Origin of the sequence: Propionivibrio sp. (genome assembly GCF_049316945.1) — a bacterium.
Lineage (GTDB): Bacteria > Pseudomonadota > Gammaproteobacteria > Burkholderiales > Rhodocyclaceae > Propionivibrio.
In genome coordinates, this window is sequence record NZ_JBMOJE010000050.1 from 1 (window position 1) to 15,806 (window position 15,806).

Annotated in this window: 29 protein-coding genes; 27 read left to right on the top strand and 2 right to left on the bottom strand. The window is 56.0% G+C overall.

What is annotated here, in order from left to right:
- Positions 1–146, top strand: a 146-nt coding sequence (locus ACOYNV_RS12660) for a DNA methyltransferase (RefSeq protein ID WP_422900180.1), incomplete at its 5' end; no start/stop codon positions are given.
- A 310-nt stretch (positions 147–456) separates the two neighbouring features.
- Here ACOYNV_RS12660 and ACOYNV_RS12665 read toward each other — a convergent pair.
- Both ACOYNV_RS12665 and ACOYNV_RS12670 read right to left on the bottom strand, forming a co-directional pair.
- A complete protein-coding gene (locus ACOYNV_RS12665; protein ID WP_422900181.1) occupies positions 457–858 on the bottom strand; it encodes a BrnA antitoxin family protein in 402 nt (133 codons plus the stop codon).
- Entirely contained in the window at positions 740–1,015 is a 276-nt protein-coding gene (locus ACOYNV_RS12670; RefSeq protein WP_422900144.1) for a BrnT family toxin, read from the bottom strand. The genes ACOYNV_RS12665 and ACOYNV_RS12670 overlap by 119 nt, the downstream gene beginning before the upstream one ends.
- A gap of 144 nt (positions 1,016–1,159) precedes the next feature.
- Between ACOYNV_RS12670 and ACOYNV_RS12675 the strand changes: the two genes are divergently transcribed.
- From ACOYNV_RS12675 to ACOYNV_RS12800, 26 genes are all read left to right on the top strand, one after another.
- Complete coding sequence (locus ACOYNV_RS12675; protein WP_422900145.1) at positions 1,160–2,044, top strand: hypothetical protein; 885 nt, start codon at positions 1,160–1,162, stop codon at positions 2,042–2,044.
- Positions 2,045–2,238: 194 nt separating this feature from the next.
- Positions 2,239–3,351 (top strand): DUF4043 family protein, encoded by a 1,113-nt coding sequence (locus tag ACOYNV_RS12680; protein ID WP_422900146.1) that lies wholly within the window; start codon positions 2,239–2,241, stop codon positions 3,349–3,351.
- Positions 3,352–3,404: 53 nt separating this feature from the next.
- Positions 3,405–3,821 carry a hypothetical protein gene (locus tag ACOYNV_RS12685; protein ID WP_422900147.1) on the top strand — a complete coding sequence of 139 codons (417 nt, stop codon included), beginning with the start codon at positions 3,405–3,407 and terminating at the stop codon, positions 3,819–3,821.
- Positions 3,822–3,881: 60 nt separating this feature from the next.
- Entirely contained in the window at positions 3,882–4,259 is a 378-nt protein-coding gene (locus tag ACOYNV_RS12690) for a hypothetical protein (RefSeq protein WP_422900148.1), read from the top strand.
- A 2-nt stretch (positions 4,260–4,261) separates the two neighbouring features.
- A complete protein-coding gene (locus ACOYNV_RS12695) occupies positions 4,262–4,852 on the top strand; it encodes a hypothetical protein (RefSeq protein ID WP_422900149.1) in 591 nt (196 codons plus the stop codon).
- Between the two features lie 60 nt (positions 4,853–4,912).
- Positions 4,913–5,524 (top strand): hypothetical protein, encoded by a 612-nt coding sequence (locus tag ACOYNV_RS12700; RefSeq protein ID WP_422900150.1) that lies wholly within the window; start codon positions 4,913–4,915, stop codon positions 5,522–5,524.
- The gene (locus ACOYNV_RS12705; RefSeq protein WP_422900151.1) at positions 5,524–5,775 is read left to right on the top strand and encodes a hypothetical protein; all 252 of its coding nucleotides are present in this window, start codon (positions 5,524–5,526) and stop codon (positions 5,773–5,775) included. Before ACOYNV_RS12700 ends, ACOYNV_RS12705 begins: the two co-directional genes overlap by 1 nt.
- Complete coding sequence (locus tag ACOYNV_RS12710; RefSeq protein ID WP_422900152.1) at positions 5,772–6,248, top strand: DUF5675 family protein; 477 nt, start codon at positions 5,772–5,774, stop codon at positions 6,246–6,248. The genes ACOYNV_RS12705 and ACOYNV_RS12710 overlap by 4 nt, the downstream gene beginning before the upstream one ends.
- Before the next feature lie 204 nt (positions 6,249–6,452).
- Positions 6,453–6,680: a hypothetical protein gene (locus ACOYNV_RS12715; protein ID WP_422900153.1), complete on the top strand. Its 228-nt coding sequence runs from the start codon at positions 6,453–6,455 to the stop codon at positions 6,678–6,680.
- Positions 6,677–6,829 carry a hypothetical protein gene (locus ACOYNV_RS12720; protein ID WP_422900154.1) on the top strand — a complete coding sequence of 51 codons (153 nt, stop codon included), beginning with the start codon at positions 6,677–6,679 and terminating at the stop codon, positions 6,827–6,829. Before ACOYNV_RS12715 ends, ACOYNV_RS12720 begins: the two co-directional genes overlap by 4 nt.
- Positions 6,826–7,281 (top strand): hypothetical protein, encoded by a 456-nt coding sequence (locus ACOYNV_RS12725; protein WP_422900155.1) that lies wholly within the window; start codon positions 6,826–6,828, stop codon positions 7,279–7,281. Before ACOYNV_RS12720 ends, ACOYNV_RS12725 begins: the two co-directional genes overlap by 4 nt.
- Before the next feature lie 3 nt (positions 7,282–7,284).
- Positions 7,285–7,797: a hypothetical protein gene (locus ACOYNV_RS12730; RefSeq protein WP_422900156.1), complete on the top strand. Its 513-nt coding sequence runs from the start codon at positions 7,285–7,287 to the stop codon at positions 7,795–7,797.
- 10 nt (positions 7,798–7,807) lie between these two features.
- Entirely contained in the window at positions 7,808–8,320 is a 513-nt protein-coding gene (locus ACOYNV_RS12735) for a hypothetical protein (RefSeq protein WP_422900157.1), read from the top strand.
- The gene (locus tag ACOYNV_RS12740) at positions 8,320–8,511 is read left to right on the top strand and encodes a hypothetical protein (RefSeq protein WP_422900158.1); all 192 of its coding nucleotides are present in this window, start codon (positions 8,320–8,322) and stop codon (positions 8,509–8,511) included. Before ACOYNV_RS12735 ends, ACOYNV_RS12740 begins: the two co-directional genes overlap by 1 nt.
- A complete protein-coding gene (locus ACOYNV_RS12745) occupies positions 8,511–9,176 on the top strand; it encodes a hypothetical protein (protein ID WP_422900159.1) in 666 nt (221 codons plus the stop codon). Before ACOYNV_RS12740 ends, ACOYNV_RS12745 begins: the two co-directional genes overlap by 1 nt.
- Positions 9,176–10,522 (top strand): hypothetical protein, encoded by a 1,347-nt coding sequence (locus ACOYNV_RS12750; RefSeq protein ID WP_422900160.1) that lies wholly within the window; start codon positions 9,176–9,178, stop codon positions 10,520–10,522. The genes ACOYNV_RS12745 and ACOYNV_RS12750 overlap by 1 nt, the downstream gene beginning before the upstream one ends.
- Before the next feature lie 27 nt (positions 10,523–10,549).
- A complete protein-coding gene (locus ACOYNV_RS12755) occupies positions 10,550–10,963 on the top strand; it encodes a four helix bundle protein (RefSeq protein WP_422900161.1) in 414 nt (137 codons plus the stop codon).
- Position 10,964: 1 nt separating this feature from the next.
- The gene (locus ACOYNV_RS12760) at positions 10,965–11,237 is read left to right on the top strand and encodes a hypothetical protein (protein ID WP_422900162.1); all 273 of its coding nucleotides are present in this window, start codon (positions 10,965–10,967) and stop codon (positions 11,235–11,237) included.
- Positions 11,234–12,253: a reverse transcriptase domain-containing protein gene (locus ACOYNV_RS12765; RefSeq protein ID WP_422900163.1), complete on the top strand. Its 1,020-nt coding sequence runs from the start codon at positions 11,234–11,236 to the stop codon at positions 12,251–12,253. Before ACOYNV_RS12760 ends, ACOYNV_RS12765 begins: the two co-directional genes overlap by 4 nt.
- Positions 12,186–12,632 carry a hypothetical protein gene (locus ACOYNV_RS12770; protein ID WP_422900164.1) on the top strand — a complete coding sequence of 149 codons (447 nt, stop codon included), beginning with the start codon at positions 12,186–12,188 and terminating at the stop codon, positions 12,630–12,632. The genes ACOYNV_RS12765 and ACOYNV_RS12770 overlap by 68 nt, the downstream gene beginning before the upstream one ends.
- Positions 12,633–12,768: 136 nt before the next feature.
- A complete protein-coding gene (locus ACOYNV_RS12775; RefSeq protein WP_422900165.1) occupies positions 12,769–13,338 on the top strand; it encodes a transglutaminase-like cysteine peptidase in 570 nt (189 codons plus the stop codon).
- Positions 13,339–13,361: 23 nt separating this feature from the next.
- Positions 13,362–13,688, top strand: a complete 327-nt coding sequence (locus tag ACOYNV_RS12780; RefSeq protein WP_422900166.1) for a hypothetical protein — start codon at positions 13,362–13,364, stop codon at positions 13,686–13,688.
- Positions 13,685–13,858, top strand: coding sequence for a hypothetical protein (locus tag ACOYNV_RS12785; RefSeq protein ID WP_422900167.1), 174 nt, complete (start codon positions 13,685–13,687; stop codon positions 13,856–13,858). The genes ACOYNV_RS12780 and ACOYNV_RS12785 overlap by 4 nt, the downstream gene beginning before the upstream one ends.
- Before the next feature lie 53 nt (positions 13,859–13,911).
- A complete protein-coding gene (locus ACOYNV_RS12790; protein WP_422900168.1) occupies positions 13,912–14,307 on the top strand; it encodes a hypothetical protein in 396 nt (131 codons plus the stop codon).
- Positions 14,308–15,055: 748 nt separating this feature from the next.
- Positions 15,056–15,388, top strand: a complete 333-nt coding sequence (locus ACOYNV_RS12795; RefSeq protein WP_422900169.1) for an HNH endonuclease — start codon at positions 15,056–15,058, stop codon at positions 15,386–15,388.
- A 3-nt stretch (positions 15,389–15,391) separates the two neighbouring features.
- On the top strand, positions 15,392–15,748 hold the full coding sequence (locus ACOYNV_RS12800; protein WP_422900170.1) for a hypothetical protein: 357 nt from the start codon (positions 15,392–15,394) through the stop codon (positions 15,746–15,748).
- Positions 15,749–15,806 lie beyond the last annotated feature (58 nt).

A 15,806-nucleotide genomic window follows, 5' to 3' on the forward strand; every position in this document is an offset into this window, starting at 1 on the left:
GCGGCACGACTGGAAAGATGGCCGTTCTCGCCGGGCGCAACTTCATTGGCTGCGAGATTTCAAGCGAGTACATGGAGATAGCCAGAGCCCGCATAGAAGCCGCCATCGCATCGCCAAGCCAATCTGAACTGTTCAAGGCCGCATGAGCGGAATGCTCAACGGTATCTCGCTCGGAAACCCATTATGAGACAACAAATGTCGGCTTTTCTTGAAGAATTGCAATTTTATGTTTCACGCCCAATAGACCAAGCGTGCTTAGAGCGTTCAAAAGCTGAGACGATCCGCTCAACAAAGGCAATAGGAACACATTTTAGGCTAACGCTTCACTTCCTTCTGTGGAGCTTAATTGAGTGGTCAGAGCATCTAGCGATGATTGCAATTTCAGTCTTGCAGAGGATTTTTCGGGAAGTGAAATGATGATTATTGCGTATTGCATGGTGGGTTCCATGATGATTGCTACGCAGAATGCGTTTTGACGTACTCACGCAGCGCAGCATCCACTCTTGTCTGCCAACCTGGGCCAGTAGATCGGAAGAATTCAACCACCTCCGGAGATAGCCTCAACGCAGTAGGAACCTTGCGCGGCATCTTCTGTGCTCCACGCTGGCCGCGCAAGATGCGTAATTCTGCAATGGTGGAATCTACGCCTCCACCATGAGTCAGGATGGCTTTGCTCCAGTCTATCGAGTTTGCTGAGTCGCCGTCAGGGGCGGCATCAATAACCGCAGCCCATTCTTCCTCAGTTTTTGGAAATGAAGTCGGCGTATTTTCGGCTTTTGCTTTTGTCGGCATTTCGGCAGGAGAAAACATGCGCCCCGGATTCGCGCTCAGTCCATAACAGTACGACCACACGCCCATTAAGCCATGCAATGCTTTCAAGGCGCTGCTCTCCGTAAGCTACGCGGTCATCCTCGGTGGTCAGCAAAGGGTAATCAAACGCTGTTTCAACGTCGGCCAGATCAATTCCATGTTTGGTTATGTTGGCTTGGCGTTTTGATTCGTCGAAAGTGACCATTCCAAATTGTAGCTGCGTTAAGGCTTTTGTTCAAGCAGATTGTATATACGCTCAACTTATCCCCACATCCTTTCTCATGTCCAAAAAAAATGCTGGCTGTTGACTGTATAACAAATCCTATCGTACAACTCTAAGGATTAGGCAATGACATTTGATGACATCGACACTCCAGCAACTACCGAAGAACTCGGCGGAATCGCTGACGACGCAGTGATCGAAGATCAGGCGCAAGAAGTAGCGGATGAACCCGTTGATGACGCGCCAGAAGCCGAAACCCCCGCAGCAAAGGCCGAGCCAGAGCGGGAGCAAGTCATTCCGCGCGCCCGGTTCGATGAGGTCAATGCCAAGTACCGCGCCAACCTGGAAGAAGTCGAGCGTCTGCGCTCCGAATTGAACGCCTCCAAGACCGTTCAATCGCCTGTAGTTCAAACAGCAACAGATACCGACGTGTCGGCAGAACTGGCTGAACTGGCGCGGCAGGAATACGACGCCATGATCGAGGGCGACCGCGACAAGGCAGTGGAACTGAAGCTGAAGCGCGAAGAAATCCGCGAGTCTCGTTCAAAACAGGCCGCATTTGCGATGATGCAGCAAGAACGTGATGCTACAGAACAGGCTAATGCGCAAAAGACCATCCTGTCTGAGGTTAATGCGACGGTGGCTCAAGCGCTTGAAGCGTTCCCGTTCCTTGATAGCAATTCACCCGATGCCAATCCAGAGGCGATTGCCGAGGTCGTTGAATGGCGCGACTTCTACATCGCAAAAGGCGAGGCGCCCGCTGCGGCACTGGCCAAGGCTACGAACAAGATTGCTCCGCAGTACGCTAATGCAGCGCCAGTAGCGCCAGTGACCAAGCCGGACACACGGAAACAAGCCGCACTGGCACGTAACGCCAACGAATCGAAGCAACAAGCACCGTCACAAGTCGCCGGGGTAGGCAATCGAACCAATCCGCCGCTTATGAAGGTTGAAACACAGGCTCAGTGGGAAAAGCTTTCAAAAGATGATCGCGCCACCCTGCTGAACTGAGTAGCAAGGGTTGCTGCGCCCTTTAAGCAGCCGCCTCGGTGAGCGTATCACCGATTCCGCCATGGGTAGGCGGTAAACGCCCCGGTTCTCAGACCGTCATTCTGTGACCCCCGCGACCTTGAAGCGGTATTCGAGGCGTGTGTTGGCACGTAAGCCAGCGATAGCAGCATTTTCGTTACTTATAGGAGGCCATAATGGCTTATACCGCTCTGGGCGCACAGCAGCCCGTACAAAAACAGGCATGGGTAAAAGAATCTATCCGTGTTTTCCGTGAGAATTTCTTCTTCACCAAGTTCATGGGAACGGACGAGAACAACATCGTTCAACTCGTCACCGAACTCAAGCGCACTGAAAAAGGCGATCGCGCTCTGATTGGTCTGGTCTCTGATCTTCAGGGTACCGGCATCGTCGGCGACAATGACATCGCCGGTCGTTACGAAGCGCTTGACGCCAACTGGATCGAGATTCATACCGACCAACTGCGTAACGGCGTGAAGTCCAAGGGTCGTGTCGATGACCAGCGCTCTGTTCTCTCCTTCCGCGAAGAAGCGCGTGACCGTCTGGCGTACTGGAAGGCCAACTTGCTTGAAGAGTTGTTCATCCTGACCGCTTCCGGCATCGGTTATGACCGCATGACCAACGGCTCCCTGCGTGCTGCAGGTGCTCAGGACTCGCTGCTTGATCTTGACTTTGCCGCTGACGTTACCGCACCGACGAGCAATCGCTGGTTTGCCGGAAACGGTACCAACCTGGTGGCTGGCGATACCTCAACCATCACCACGTCCTACGTTCCCAAGTACGGCACGGCGGTTGATGCCATGGCCGAAGCCAAGACCCGTGGCTTGAAGCCGTTGCGCATCGATGGCAAAGATCACTATGTCTGGCTGATGCACCCGAAGACCTTTGCCCGTCTGAAGAAAGATGCTGACTTCCGCGATGCCGTTACGCAAGGCAGCAATCGCGGCGACGCCAATCCGGTTCTGTCCGGCGCAACTGTCACCATTGATGGCCTGATTATCCACACCAACAACCGCGTCTATAACACGGCGGGTCTGGCTTCGGGCAGCAAGTGGGGTTCTGGCGGCGCGGTTGATGGTACCCGTTCGCTGTTGATGGGTTGCCAATCGCTGGCTTTCGCCGATCTGTGGGGCAACCACACTTGGTACGAAGGCAAGGACGACGACGATGCCAAGGACAAGATCACCATCGGCATGTACACCGGCCTGCTCAAGCCACGCTACAAATCCCGCTCGGATAACAACACCGTGCAGGACTTCGGCCTGATGGCGCTGGACTTCACCCTTTAACAAACCAAAAAGGAGGGCGGCAAATGGCCCCCTCCCTTTAAGGAGTATCAAAAATGGCAATTACAAAAGACATTAACCGGCAGGAAATTCTTTCTGCTCTGGTTACGATCAACGTGGCCGATGTTCTCGGCAAGTCAGGCGTTGCGCAAGCTGCAGTGTCCATGCCGCCGAATTGCATCGTTATTGGTGGCGCCATCGTCACGCGCACGGCGTTCAACTCGGTCACTTCGGACGTTCTGTCTGTTGGCGATGCTGGTTTGGCAACGCGCTATCTGTCGGAGTCCAGCGTTGCGGTCGCCGGCACGGCAGCGCTTGTTCCTACTGGCTATTTGACGCCGGGAACAACCTCAAGTGCGTCTGGCGATATTTTCGTCACATGGACTGGCGTTGGTACGGCGCCTTCAACCGGTCAAGTTCAGCTTCGTGTTGATTATGTCCAGGTCGGCCGCTCTGAGTATTCGCAAGACTAAGAAGCAAACAAAGGGGGGCCCCGGCTCCCCTACTTCCATTTGACTAGACTAGAGGTAGCAATGAAACTGAAATCGCCTACAGACGAACCGATCTGCGTATCACTGACCAACGGCACAGGAATTCGCATCCCGCCAGAAGGCCGCGACGTTCCTTCAGAGTTTTTCAAGGCCGCTGTGCTGAACGGTGCGGTACCCATGGAAGACGATGGAAAAGCCTTGGAACAGAACGTCATCAAGCCGGATCACGAGGCGACTATTGCGGCGATTGTCGAAGGCGTCAAGACGATGCTGGTGGATAACCCCAACGACTTCGTAAGCACCGGCCTGCCCAATCGCAAGGTTCTTGGCAAGGTCGTCGGATTCTCTGTCGATGCGGCAGACCTCGAAACCGCTTGGTCGAAAGTGCAAGCCGAAGCCGCTGAAATCAAGTTGGCGTAATCATGAACCTGGGCGAACTCATTGCTGAATCTCGCGTTGTGCTGTGCGACGTGGAGAAACCCACGTTCTGGTCTGACGAATGGCTAACCAGCACCATCAACGAAGCAGAGCAAGAGGCGTGTATTCGAGCCAGGTTGATCGAGGACAGTTCCAGCGTGGCGACAAGTATCGACATTGATACCGCAAACAAGCGCTATCCGTTGCATGAGTCAGTGCTTGATGTGCTTGAGGCGTGCCTTGAAAGCAATACGACCTATCCAGTTGCCGGCTGGACGCTGACTGAATCCAACTTTGTTTTGTACGACTACCCGAAAGCCGACGATGTTGTGCTGATGACCGTTGTGCGACTTCCGCTGTCGGCCATGGAAAGCGATACCGACACGCCTGAAATCAGGACGCAGCACCACCAAAAGCTGATTGATTGGGTGAAGTACCGCGCCTACAGCGTTCAGGATGCCGATGCTTTCGACCCGCAAGGGGCAGTCAGGGCACTGGGAGCGTTTGAGCAAGCGTTCGGCCCCCGGCAAACCGCGAATGTGCTGAGAAAGCACAAAGGGAAGCAGCAACGCGTGGTGGTTATGACTCCGTTTTAGCAGAGAAAAATGCTGGCTGTTCCTGCCACCATTGGTTCATTAAATGTGAGCAGGTGAAATATGTCAGTAATCAAAGACATCGCGCTGGTTCAGGGCAAGACCTTCACCGACATCATTCGCTGGTCTTCAAGCCCCATCGTGCGCCGCGCCATCACAGGAATCTCGGTGGCTACCGGCGCGCCGATCATCGCCATCGATACAACGGGCTTGCCGGATGGCTGGCCGGTCTGCATTGTTGGCGTCAAGGGCATGACTGCACTCAACGTGGCCGACCCGGAAAAGATCAAGGATGCCGAGTACCACGAGGCAACTGTACTCGGCGCTACCTCCGTAGAATTGAACGAGATCAACGGGGCCGACTTCAAGGCATGGATTTCCGGCGGCTTCGTGCAGTGGAACACTCCCGTCGATCTGACCGGCATCACGGCCAGGCAGGACATAAAGGACAAAGTGGGCGGCACGGTGCTGCTGAGTCTGACCACCGAGAATGGCGGCATCACCATCGACACATCTCGCAAGACCTTCAAGCGCACCATCGCTGCCTCGGTACTCGCCGCCGCGAACTGGAGCAAGGGCGTCTTCGACTTCGAGGCCGTCTCGAACGATGTGGAACCTGTCGTAACTGCGCTGGTGACTGGCAAGGTCACGCTCTCCAAAGAGGTAACAACGTGATGGACCAGACAATCATCAACGCGATCATCGCCGGCTCCGGCGCGGCCTTCGCCTTCATCCTGAAGATCATCTGGGAAGGGCTACGAGAATTGCAGAAAGCCGACGTGGAACTGGCAGCGCAGGTGCACGCAGTGCGCTTGATGATGGCCGACAGCTATATCAAGAAGGACGACTTCGAGCGAATGACCAGCGCCATCTTCGTCAAGCTCGACAAGATCGAAAACAAACTTGATGCAAAGGCCGACAAATGACCATGTTCGCTCCCGCCCCACTTAATACTGCCCCGGCTGAATGGGTTCTTGTTCGTGAAATATTCTCCGAGCCGCGCAATGGCCGCGAGGGCTTCACGCTTGGCCGCTTGTACTTTTCCGAGGGCGACGAGCAAGTCTGCTTCACGCTCGAAGATCAGGACCGCCACCTCGAAGACGGCAACGGCAAGATGTACGGCAGGACAGCGATCCCGACCGGGCGCTATGAACTGACGATGTATAACAGCCCGAAGCATGGGCGGGTGCCATTGTTCCACGGCGTCGATGGGTACTCATATGTCGAAATCCACAAAGCGAACCACGCCGAAGAACTCCTCGGCTGTGTGGCAGTCGGTGCGTGGCGGACGCTCGATGGCGTCTCTGGGTGCGCGGGCGTTCTTGCCGACATCGTTGCTGAGATGGGTAAAGCGCGCATCGCCGCCAAGAAAGTGTTCATCACGGTAAAGCGGGCGTAATGAAACTGACCATCGACTTCATGGCGTACATGGCCCTCGGGTTCATCTGTGCTGCCGGGTTGGTCGGTATCGGGCTAATGCTTCACGACGTGTTCGGGTGATAGCGATGGAACTGATCTTCGACGTGATGGGGTTTGCGGCACTGAGCGTCATGGTGCCAATGCTACTGATATGCGTCGTGGTCGTACTGAGTCGAGTGTTCGGATGATGGAGATTGAATCATGGCTCAACAGGCATCGGGTACGCAGCACTTCGATTGTGTCAATCGCAATGTGGATGCTTGTGGATTGCCAGTTGTGGGCCAAGCAGTTTGCCATGGGCAACCCCCGCGATGGATTGGAAATTGCAGCAATCATCGTTGCTGTGACCGGCCCTGCCACCCTTTTAGCCGGATGGGCCTTCAAGATCATGCAGGAAAGTAAACACATATGAAAACGCACATCTACCCGGTCGACGACCTGAAACCACATACCACGGACAGCGATACGTGCTGGTGCAATCCTTGTGTTGACGACGAACTGGTTATCCACAACGCGATGGACGAACGGGAAACCTACGAGCAGGGAAGGAAACTGCAATGAACCCCTTGCTCCTAATCAAGTTCGGACCCTACGTGGTCATTGCCCTGCTCGTTGCGGCTTGGGGGGTCCAGACCGCTCGCCTGAGCAACGCCAAGCTCGAACTGGCGAACTACAGGATCGAGCAGCAGCAGATCATTCAGCAGCAGATCGACGACGCAAACAAACGCAGAACGGAGACAGCAAATGCGTATCGTGAAAAATCGCAGCAACTCGCGCTATCTATCAAAGCTGGTGAAGTCTTTAAGCGCTGCATTGCTGCTGGTAAGTGCGGGGTGCAGCAACAGCCCCGTGATTGTTCCGGCCTCCGTCTATCGGCCTCCATCAGCCCTGATGATTCCGGCCCCCAGCCAGTACCTTTTACCGGAAACGATGCAGCGCTCAACGACTGCGCCGTAACGACCTTGCAACTGAACACGCTGCAAACCGACATCGAACAGCAAGACGGATATTGAGCGATGACCACGCTATTCCCCACCGCGCTCGATGTGCTGACCAACCCGGTCAGCGGCGACCTCATGACGGGGCACGCGGCACAGCACGCCAACGCGAACGACGCGATTGAAGCGCTGCAAGCAAAAGTGGGCGTCGACGGATCAACTGACCCGGCCAGCCTTGAGTACCGGATTGCTGGGCGTGCAATGTGGATTGCCGGCGTGCCGCTGTCGGGGCATCGCCTTGTCGTACTCGGTGAAAATAACCGGGCACGCTACGCGGAGTTCGACGACCTGGACAAGATGCTCGGGTTGTCGACGCACGCCGCTGTCGTCGGGGCGTACCTGGACGTGGCGCTTAGTGGAACGGTCGTCGAGTCGAGCTGGAACTGGCGCATTGGCTTGCCGATTTATGCCGGCCCGCTCGGGACGTTGACCCAGATACCTCCCGTTACCGGGGCGAGCGCCGTCGTAGCGCTGGCAAGCGCTGCAAATACTATTTCCCTCACCCGGCAAACACCGGTTTTCATAGCTTAAAGGAACCACAATGGCTCAACCACAGAAAGTCATCGCACTCCAGTCCGGTCGTCTGCAAGAGATTTTAATCGAGTCCGTTGCTGCCACAACCGGCGCAACGGATGCTTCAAAGCTGATCCGCACAGGTTCAGACGGACGTATTGATCAGACAATGATGCCACCGGGTGTTACCGCCGATGTCCTGTCAATTGTTGCAACGGAAGACTTGAGCGCAGGTAACTTCGTCAATATTCACGTCGGCGGCGTTCGCAAGGCAGATGCCTCAGCGGTCGGCAAGGAAGCGGACGGTTTCGTTCTGGCCGCTGTTCTGTCAGGCCAATCCGCAAGTGTCTATTTTGAAGGCCGCAACACCTCACTGACGGCGCTCACCGTAGGCGCTCGATATTACCTGTCGGGAACCATTGCCGGCGAACTGACTGCAACCCCGCCGTCGGCGAGCGCCAGTGTCGTGCAGTACCTTGGTCGTGCTACCGAGGCGACGAGCTTGTCGTTTGAAGCGACCGACGGCGTGATTCTCTCGTAATGGCTGAACATCGCCCTTTGGTATTAGTTGATGGGCGGGTTCGCGTTCTTCCGATTGGCGATACCCTGCCGGGTGTCTCTGGCGCCTCTGGGGTGAGAACGTGGAAGGAACCAGTGAGCGTCCGTAATGGCGGCGATCCGCAGATCGTATTCGTTGATAGCGGCGATGTAGTAATGAACGAGGTGTACTGATGTTACATGTGAACATACTTCCCGCCGACCGGCATGGCCCGTTTAGCTACATCTACGCAGACGCCACGGCGCGGGAGGCCGCAAGCGGGCTTGTGGCGGGTGATGTTGGAAAACTTGCGTTGCAACTGAGCGACAGCACGTTGTGGGTTGTCGCGGGAACGTCTCCGATTTCATGGACGGGCGTGACGTACATTCACCCAGCGAATCATGCCGCGTCGGTTATCACGCAGGATGCGTCAAATCGTTTTGTCACCGATGCGGAGAAGGCGTCCTGGACATCAAAACAGCCAGCAGGTACTTACGCAGTTGGAACCGGTTTTGCTAATGGGCCGAACTCGGGGGACGAAACACTCGCTACGATCAAAGCCAAGTTAGGCGTCACCGTTCTGTCAGGCGACAACACCGGAGATCAAATCCTCCCCACACTGTCTAGTCTCGGCGCACAAGCCGCACTCGTATCAGGAACCAGCATCAAGACAGTAGGAGGCGTATCGCTGCTTGGCAGTGGGGATATTCCCGCCTCGCCCGTACGCATGAACCCCTCGACGATCACCGAAAATCTCACCATCCCCTCCGGCTACAACGCCGCATCCACCGGCCCTTTGGCGATTGCTGAAGGAACCACCGTCACCCTTAACGACAATTCAATCTGGAGCATTCTGTAATGAGCAAACTAATCGTGCGCGAAATCGCTGGCAAAGACGGTCAGCCGGTCGCCTTCCCCAACGGCATCAAGATCGGTTCGGCGCAAGCCGGGACGGTCAATAACATCGGCCTGGCCGGGCAGCAAGGCTTCGGTGTCGGCATCTGCCCCGGCCCGTTACCCGCAGGATTCGGCGGCTTATTCGGCTACCAAGACCCGGCCTCGGACAACTACGGCAACTACCAGTACAGCGACGGATCGGTCATGGTCTGGATTCCGGCGTTTTATTACAAGTACGGTACCGGGGCCAACGGCAACGCGATCAACATCGTGACCATCAAGGCGTTTTCCGAATACGCCGATGTCGCCACTGCCAATGCCGCGGGTTACGCGCTGCACCGGGCGTTTTACGACGGTGGCGCGGTGCAGCCGGGCTTCTTCCGTGACAAATACGCGGCCAGCAACAACGGCGGAATCGCCTCCTCGTTGCGTAACGGCATCCCGTTATCCAGCGCCATTCGTGGCGGCATCGCTAATACTGCATTCGCCTCGCTGGCTGGCGCACCGTCAAACACCCATGGCGGCGCAATCGCCGTCTGCAAAACCCGTGGCGCCAACTTCTTCGTTACCCCGCGCTTCATGTCTGCGGCCATTGCCTTGCTGGCCCTGGCGCATGCGCAAGCCAGCAGCAACACCACTTACTGCGCCTGGTATCACGCCACCAACAATTTCCCCAAAGGCTGCAACAACAACGCCCTGGGCGATGCGCAAGACGCCGCGATCCTCTACGTCGCCGACGGCTCAGCCACCGGCTGCGCAAAGACCGGCAGCGCCAACCTGTTTGCACGGACCACGCACAACGGCCAAAACTCCGGCATCTGCGACGACAACGGCAATATCTACGGCGTCACCCCCGGCATCACCTCGGACGCCACTAGCTACTACCTGCTAAAAACATCGGTCGCCATGAAGAACGTCACCGGCGGCAACACGCTGGCAACGGACTTGTGGGGAGCCACCGGGCTGGCCGCGCAGTACGACAACATCGGCGCTACCTATGGCGCGCTCTGGGCCACAGGCGCCAATCGCTTAACGACGTTTGGCAGCGCCACGCAGGTACTCAGCGAGTCGGTATCCGGAACGCCGTGGAATGCAGCCGGGATGGGCATCCCACTGGTCGGCGGCGTCGGCGGCAGCAACGCCTTCGGCAATGACCAACTGTACGACTACAATCCGAACGAAATGTTCCCGCTCTCCGGCGGCAACTGGGGCGACGCCTCGGCCGCCGGGCTCTGGATGTTGCATCTCTACCATGTGCGGGGCAACGCGCACAGCAGCGTGGGTTGCCGCGCGGCCTGTTATTTGTAGTCTGAGCGATAGCGAGGACTTGACCTTATGGGACTTCACGACGAAGCCAGGTTGGACCAGAAGTTCATCGCTCTGGCCAAGCTGATGAATATCCACCTCAACCACTTCCCGGCTCACGAGAAGTACGGACTGGCGCTGGAGATCCGGCGCACGGCCTATGAGGTGTATGCCTTTATCGTCGAGGCCCAAAAGCGTTATCAGAAGAAAACAACACTGACCAATCTCGATGTACGCCATGAGCAGTTGCGCATGCTGGTGCGCCTGGCGTATGAGATGGGGTATTTTGAATTCAGCAACGGAAAGAAAGCGGACAGATCCCGCGAAGAACTGGCCGAGCACCGTTATCTGGCGTTATCGCGCCTGATAGACGAGCTTGGCCGCATGATCGGCGGCTGGATCGTCGCCGATCGCAAAGCAATCGAACAACGGGAAGCGTCTTAACATGTGCCCGATCTCCGGCGGCAACTGGAACAACGCCTCGAACGCCGGGCTCTGGATGTTGAATCTCAACAATGTGCGGGGCAACACGAACAACAACGTGGGTTGCCGCGCGGACTCAATTTCACCCCCTCAAAGGCTGATCCTTGGCCATAGTGGAATTCAGGGAGACGCTTTCCGGCGCGGGGTCGCCAGCACCACGGCAACCCCGGCGAAATCGGCCGGCTTCCGCCTTTCTGGTAGGGCGGCTTTCCGTCTCGAAGGCCAGGCGTCATGAAGCGCATCGGCTACCTGTACGACCTCACCTTTACCCCGGCGGCACTACTCGCCGCCTTTCATGCCGCCGCGCGCCACAAGCACGGCAAGCGCGCCTGTTTCCTGTTTGAAAAACACCTGGCCAGCAACCTCGACACCTTGCACAGCGAGCTGGCCGAGGGCCGCTACACGCCTCGACCCTATTACAGCTTCATGGTCTACGAGCCCAAGCCCCGGCGCATCTATGCCCCGGCCTTTCGAGACCTGGTCGTACAGCACGCCGCCTATGCCGTGGTCGGCCCGATCTTCGACCGGGGCTTTATCGACCAGTCCTTCGCCTGCCGTACCGGCAAGGGCACGCACAAAGCCGCCGACTATGCCCAGGCCGCCCTGCAAGCCTGCCCGGCCGGCAGCTACACGTTAAAGCTGGACATCCGCAAATTCTTCTACCGCATTGACCGCGATGTTCTGCGCACGCTGATCGAGCGCAAGATCAAGGATCGCCGTTTCGTTGATCTGCTGATGCAGTTCGCCGACCATGGCGAGCCGGTCGGCATCCCGATCGGCAACCTGCTCAGCCAGCTTTACGCGCTAATCTACCTTAACCCGCTCGATCACTTCATCAAGCGCGAGATTGGCGCCAAGAACTACTGCCGCTATGTCGACGACTTCATTCTCTTTGGTTTAACGCGCCAGGAGCTGATCGCAGCCAAGGCGCGCATCGTCGAATTCATCACCGACAAACTGCACCTGGAGCTGTCGCGCTTCACCCTGGCGACGGTCACACGCGGAATCAACTTTGTCGGCTACCGCACCTGGTCAAGCAAGCGCTTCATTCGTCGCCACAGCATTTACACCTTTCGCAACGCCGTAAAACAAGGCGCCATGGACAGCGCCGTCTCCGTCCTCGGCCACGCCCGTAAGACCCATTCCCTGCAGCACCTGCTGCGCTACTTCAAGGAGCATCAAAATGGCAAAAATCATCAGCTACCAGAAACATATCGACGCGCAAGTCACCCGCGAACTGCGACTGCCTGAAGGCGAGGGCAGCTCGCGGATTGGCACTGAGCTGGCCACCATCGACGGAACGACTTACGTCAGCCTTCCGGATGACGCGGTATTGCCCGGAGATCAGCCGGTTGAGATTGCAGCAAGTATCGTGACCGTCACGCTTGATTTAGGGTTGCGTGTAGCGATAGCCAACGCCTCGCCGCAGGTCCGCCTGATCCGGCATCAGGTTGCCGAGAAGATTGCCGAGGAGTACTCGACCAGCGACGAAATCAAGCTGCTGCGCACCGCCCCAAGCGCCGAATTCGAAGCGTACAACGCATTTGTTGAAGACTGCCGAGCATGGGGGCGTGAGCGCAAAGTGGCGCTTGGGCTGGGAAGAACTACGCCCTTATGTTCGCCCTCCTGATTATTGGCGTGAGTATTGCGCTGGTTTCAGGGTGTGAATCTGCGCAACATTTCGAGGGGACAGGTATCTCTGCCTACCCCCCGGCGGGCTACCTGAAACTCTGTGCCGAACACCCTGAATTATCGAGTTGTCCAAGATGAATTACGACCAGTTGCGCAGCGTCAATTCCCGCTTCAATGCGCTGCCCTACGCTTCGGAACCCGTTGACGACTGGAAGCCTATTCTCTTCGAAGGTGATTGTGATTCCTACGCTACCGCCAAGTTCAATGAACTGTGGAAGCTAGGCTGGCCTACTTCTGCATTACGACTGGCTCTGTGCTGGGATGAAACGGGAACCTATCACGCTGTCCTACTTGCTGATCTAAATGGGCAGACTTGGGTGCTGGATAACCGTACTGCGATGCCCACGGAATTTAGTTTGCTGCCATATAAATGGGATAAGTTGCAAGTTGCTGCACTCGGAAATGGGAAGATGTACTTTTCTTATGAGATGAACGTGCCCTCCGACGCGGCGATGACTATCACTTACCACTGCTTTGAGTGTGGTTTCGATGGAGTCCGGCAAAGTGAGAGCCGAAAATTGAAATGTGAATGCGGCGTAGTCAATGATTTTTGGATCGATGGCGAACTTCCGCCATCGAATCATCGGTTCCCTATTGCTGGCGTGTGGAGTGTGGTTCTTATCCGTGCTTTGCAAGCAAATTGAAGCTGACCTGAAGGAATACTGACGTGCCCTACGACGACGCGGCGATCACTTACGACGGAACCTACCTGGTATCTACGTCTACCCGGACGATCTTCGCAAGCACTTCGATAGTGCAGATCGAGACGCCGGAGAGTACGTGTTTCGCGGCACCGAGGCGATCGATGCTCGTATCGCAGCCAAGTGTCTCCACCGTGTCAGAGGTCGTCGCATCTAACGAACTTGGCGTTGATGTGCCGAAGACGCTGACCGTATTCACCAAGACCGGTTCGCTGACAGTATCGACACCGATAGCGGAATACCGCGTCACTTCGCGCGTGGCGACGACGCGCGTGATGAGTGAAGCGCCATGAGCGATAACTATTCCATCGGCGCTCTGTTCGGCAACATCCCTGCGTGGGCGAGGCTAAAGAAGTGGGGCGCGAAAGCACTGGCCGTATTCACCAAGACCGGGGCGCTGACTGTCTCGACACCGATGGCGGAATACCACGTCACTGCACGCACGGCGGTCAATACCGTGTAAAAAATGCTGGCTATTTGCTCAAGAATAAAAGCTCACCTTAAAAGGAGCAGCAAATGGCTAATACCCTGTTCGACAAAGCACGACAGCGTTTTCTTGAAGCGCAATTCAACTGGACCTCCGATACCATCAAATGCATTCTTGTCGACTCTGGCGCCTGGACACCGGTGCCAGCTACTCACGAGTTTCTGGCTGACGTCCCTGTGTCGGCGCGTATCGCCGGCCCGGTGACGCTTACCGCCAAGACCACGACCGGCGGTGCAGCCGATGCGGCTGACTGCACATTCACTGCGGTTTCCGGCGTGTCCATCGAAATGATCGTGATCTACAAGGACACTGGAACGGAAGCGTCCAGCCCGTTGATTGCGGTTATTGACACGGCGACAGGCTTGCCGATTACCCCGAATGGCGGAGATAAACATTATGTCTCCTGGTCCCTAAAGGGGCTATAAAAAAACTTGGAGAATTGCTGGAAACCCCTTAGAGCCTTTTGAACTACAACGTAACTGGAAACGGTAAGCGTGAATGTTAAAAATCAAAAGGATTGGGCAATCAGCAGCCGAGCCGCGCAAGCGGAAGGTTCAACGACTAGAGCGCAAGCTCGTAGGGTCAAGCGACCCGAAGCACCAAGCCCCTTACAGGGTGAAGATATAGTCTGATCTGCACGGAAACATGCAGCGGCCATGAGGCGGGACTGGAAATAGCGAGCCAGTTTGAACATGACATGATAATTATTACGTGGGATAACGGCACCAACCGTATTTTTAAGGTTTAACGGTTAGAATCAAAGACTTACAACAGTGTTTAGGGTTATAGGAGATTGACGTAATGCGCCATTACGCTTATAATTGTACTTTCTAACAAGGAGGTTATATGGCTGCATTACGCTCATTACCCGACATGCCCTGCATTACTTGCGGAACAATATTCCGTCCAAGACGGGCCGAAACGAATTACTGCTCTAGGGAGTGCTGGTACAAAAAGATAAGAAACAACGATCACGTTTGTGAGCACTGCAAGAAGGAGTACAAGCCGACACACGCGCAACAGAAATATTGCTCTGTACCTTGCAAGAACGCTGGAATATCTAGCGACAAGTCGTGTGTTTGTGCCTATTGCGGGAAAGAGTTTCAACGCAGGCATGGGAAGCCGCAAGCGTATTGCAGCATTCCATGCGCCAACAAGGCGCGGTGGGATGGGATGAAATACACGCCTGAAACGATTCCGAACAGAAATATTCAAGATACTTGCGAAACAACGCATGGGTATCTAACGGTTCGCGTGTTGGGCAAGAAGATATTGCAGCACCGAATGGTTATGGAAGGCATTCTTGGACGCAAGCTTGAACGCAAAGAACACGTCCACCACAAGAACGGCGACCGTAAAGATAACCGTCCTGAAAACCTTGAGCTTTGGCAAGGCGCAGGAAAGAAAGACCCATCGGGCGTTCGTGTCATTGACGCTGCCCGAAACCTACTCAACCAGTTGTCAGCAGAGGATCGCGCAATGTTATTTTCAGAAATTAAGGTGTAATCCATGCCACATAAACCGGGTATCGGGGCGATCTTCGGGATCGTCGCCGAGGATGGGGTGGCGAAGGTCGATTCCCCAGTGCGGCTGTACGACCGCACGACGGGCCAGCTCGTCCGGGCGGTGACGACGAACGTCGACGGCGGCTATGTCTTCTCAGGTCTCGATGAAACGACCAGCGACTACATGGTGCTGGCCGTCGATAACGACGGGGCGAACAAGAAGAACGCGCTTGTCTACGACTACATCACCCCGATGCCAGCAGCGCAGGGCGAGAGTTTCGACGGTAACTGGCAGGTTGTTGTTGGGAAGTACGCGCCAATCATGTGGGCGTGCGGAAAGCGCGCGCTGGCTGATAAGTAGGTTCCAAGCTTCCCATCCGCATTCAGTTGGGCCGCATACACCAATGCAGGAACTGCGC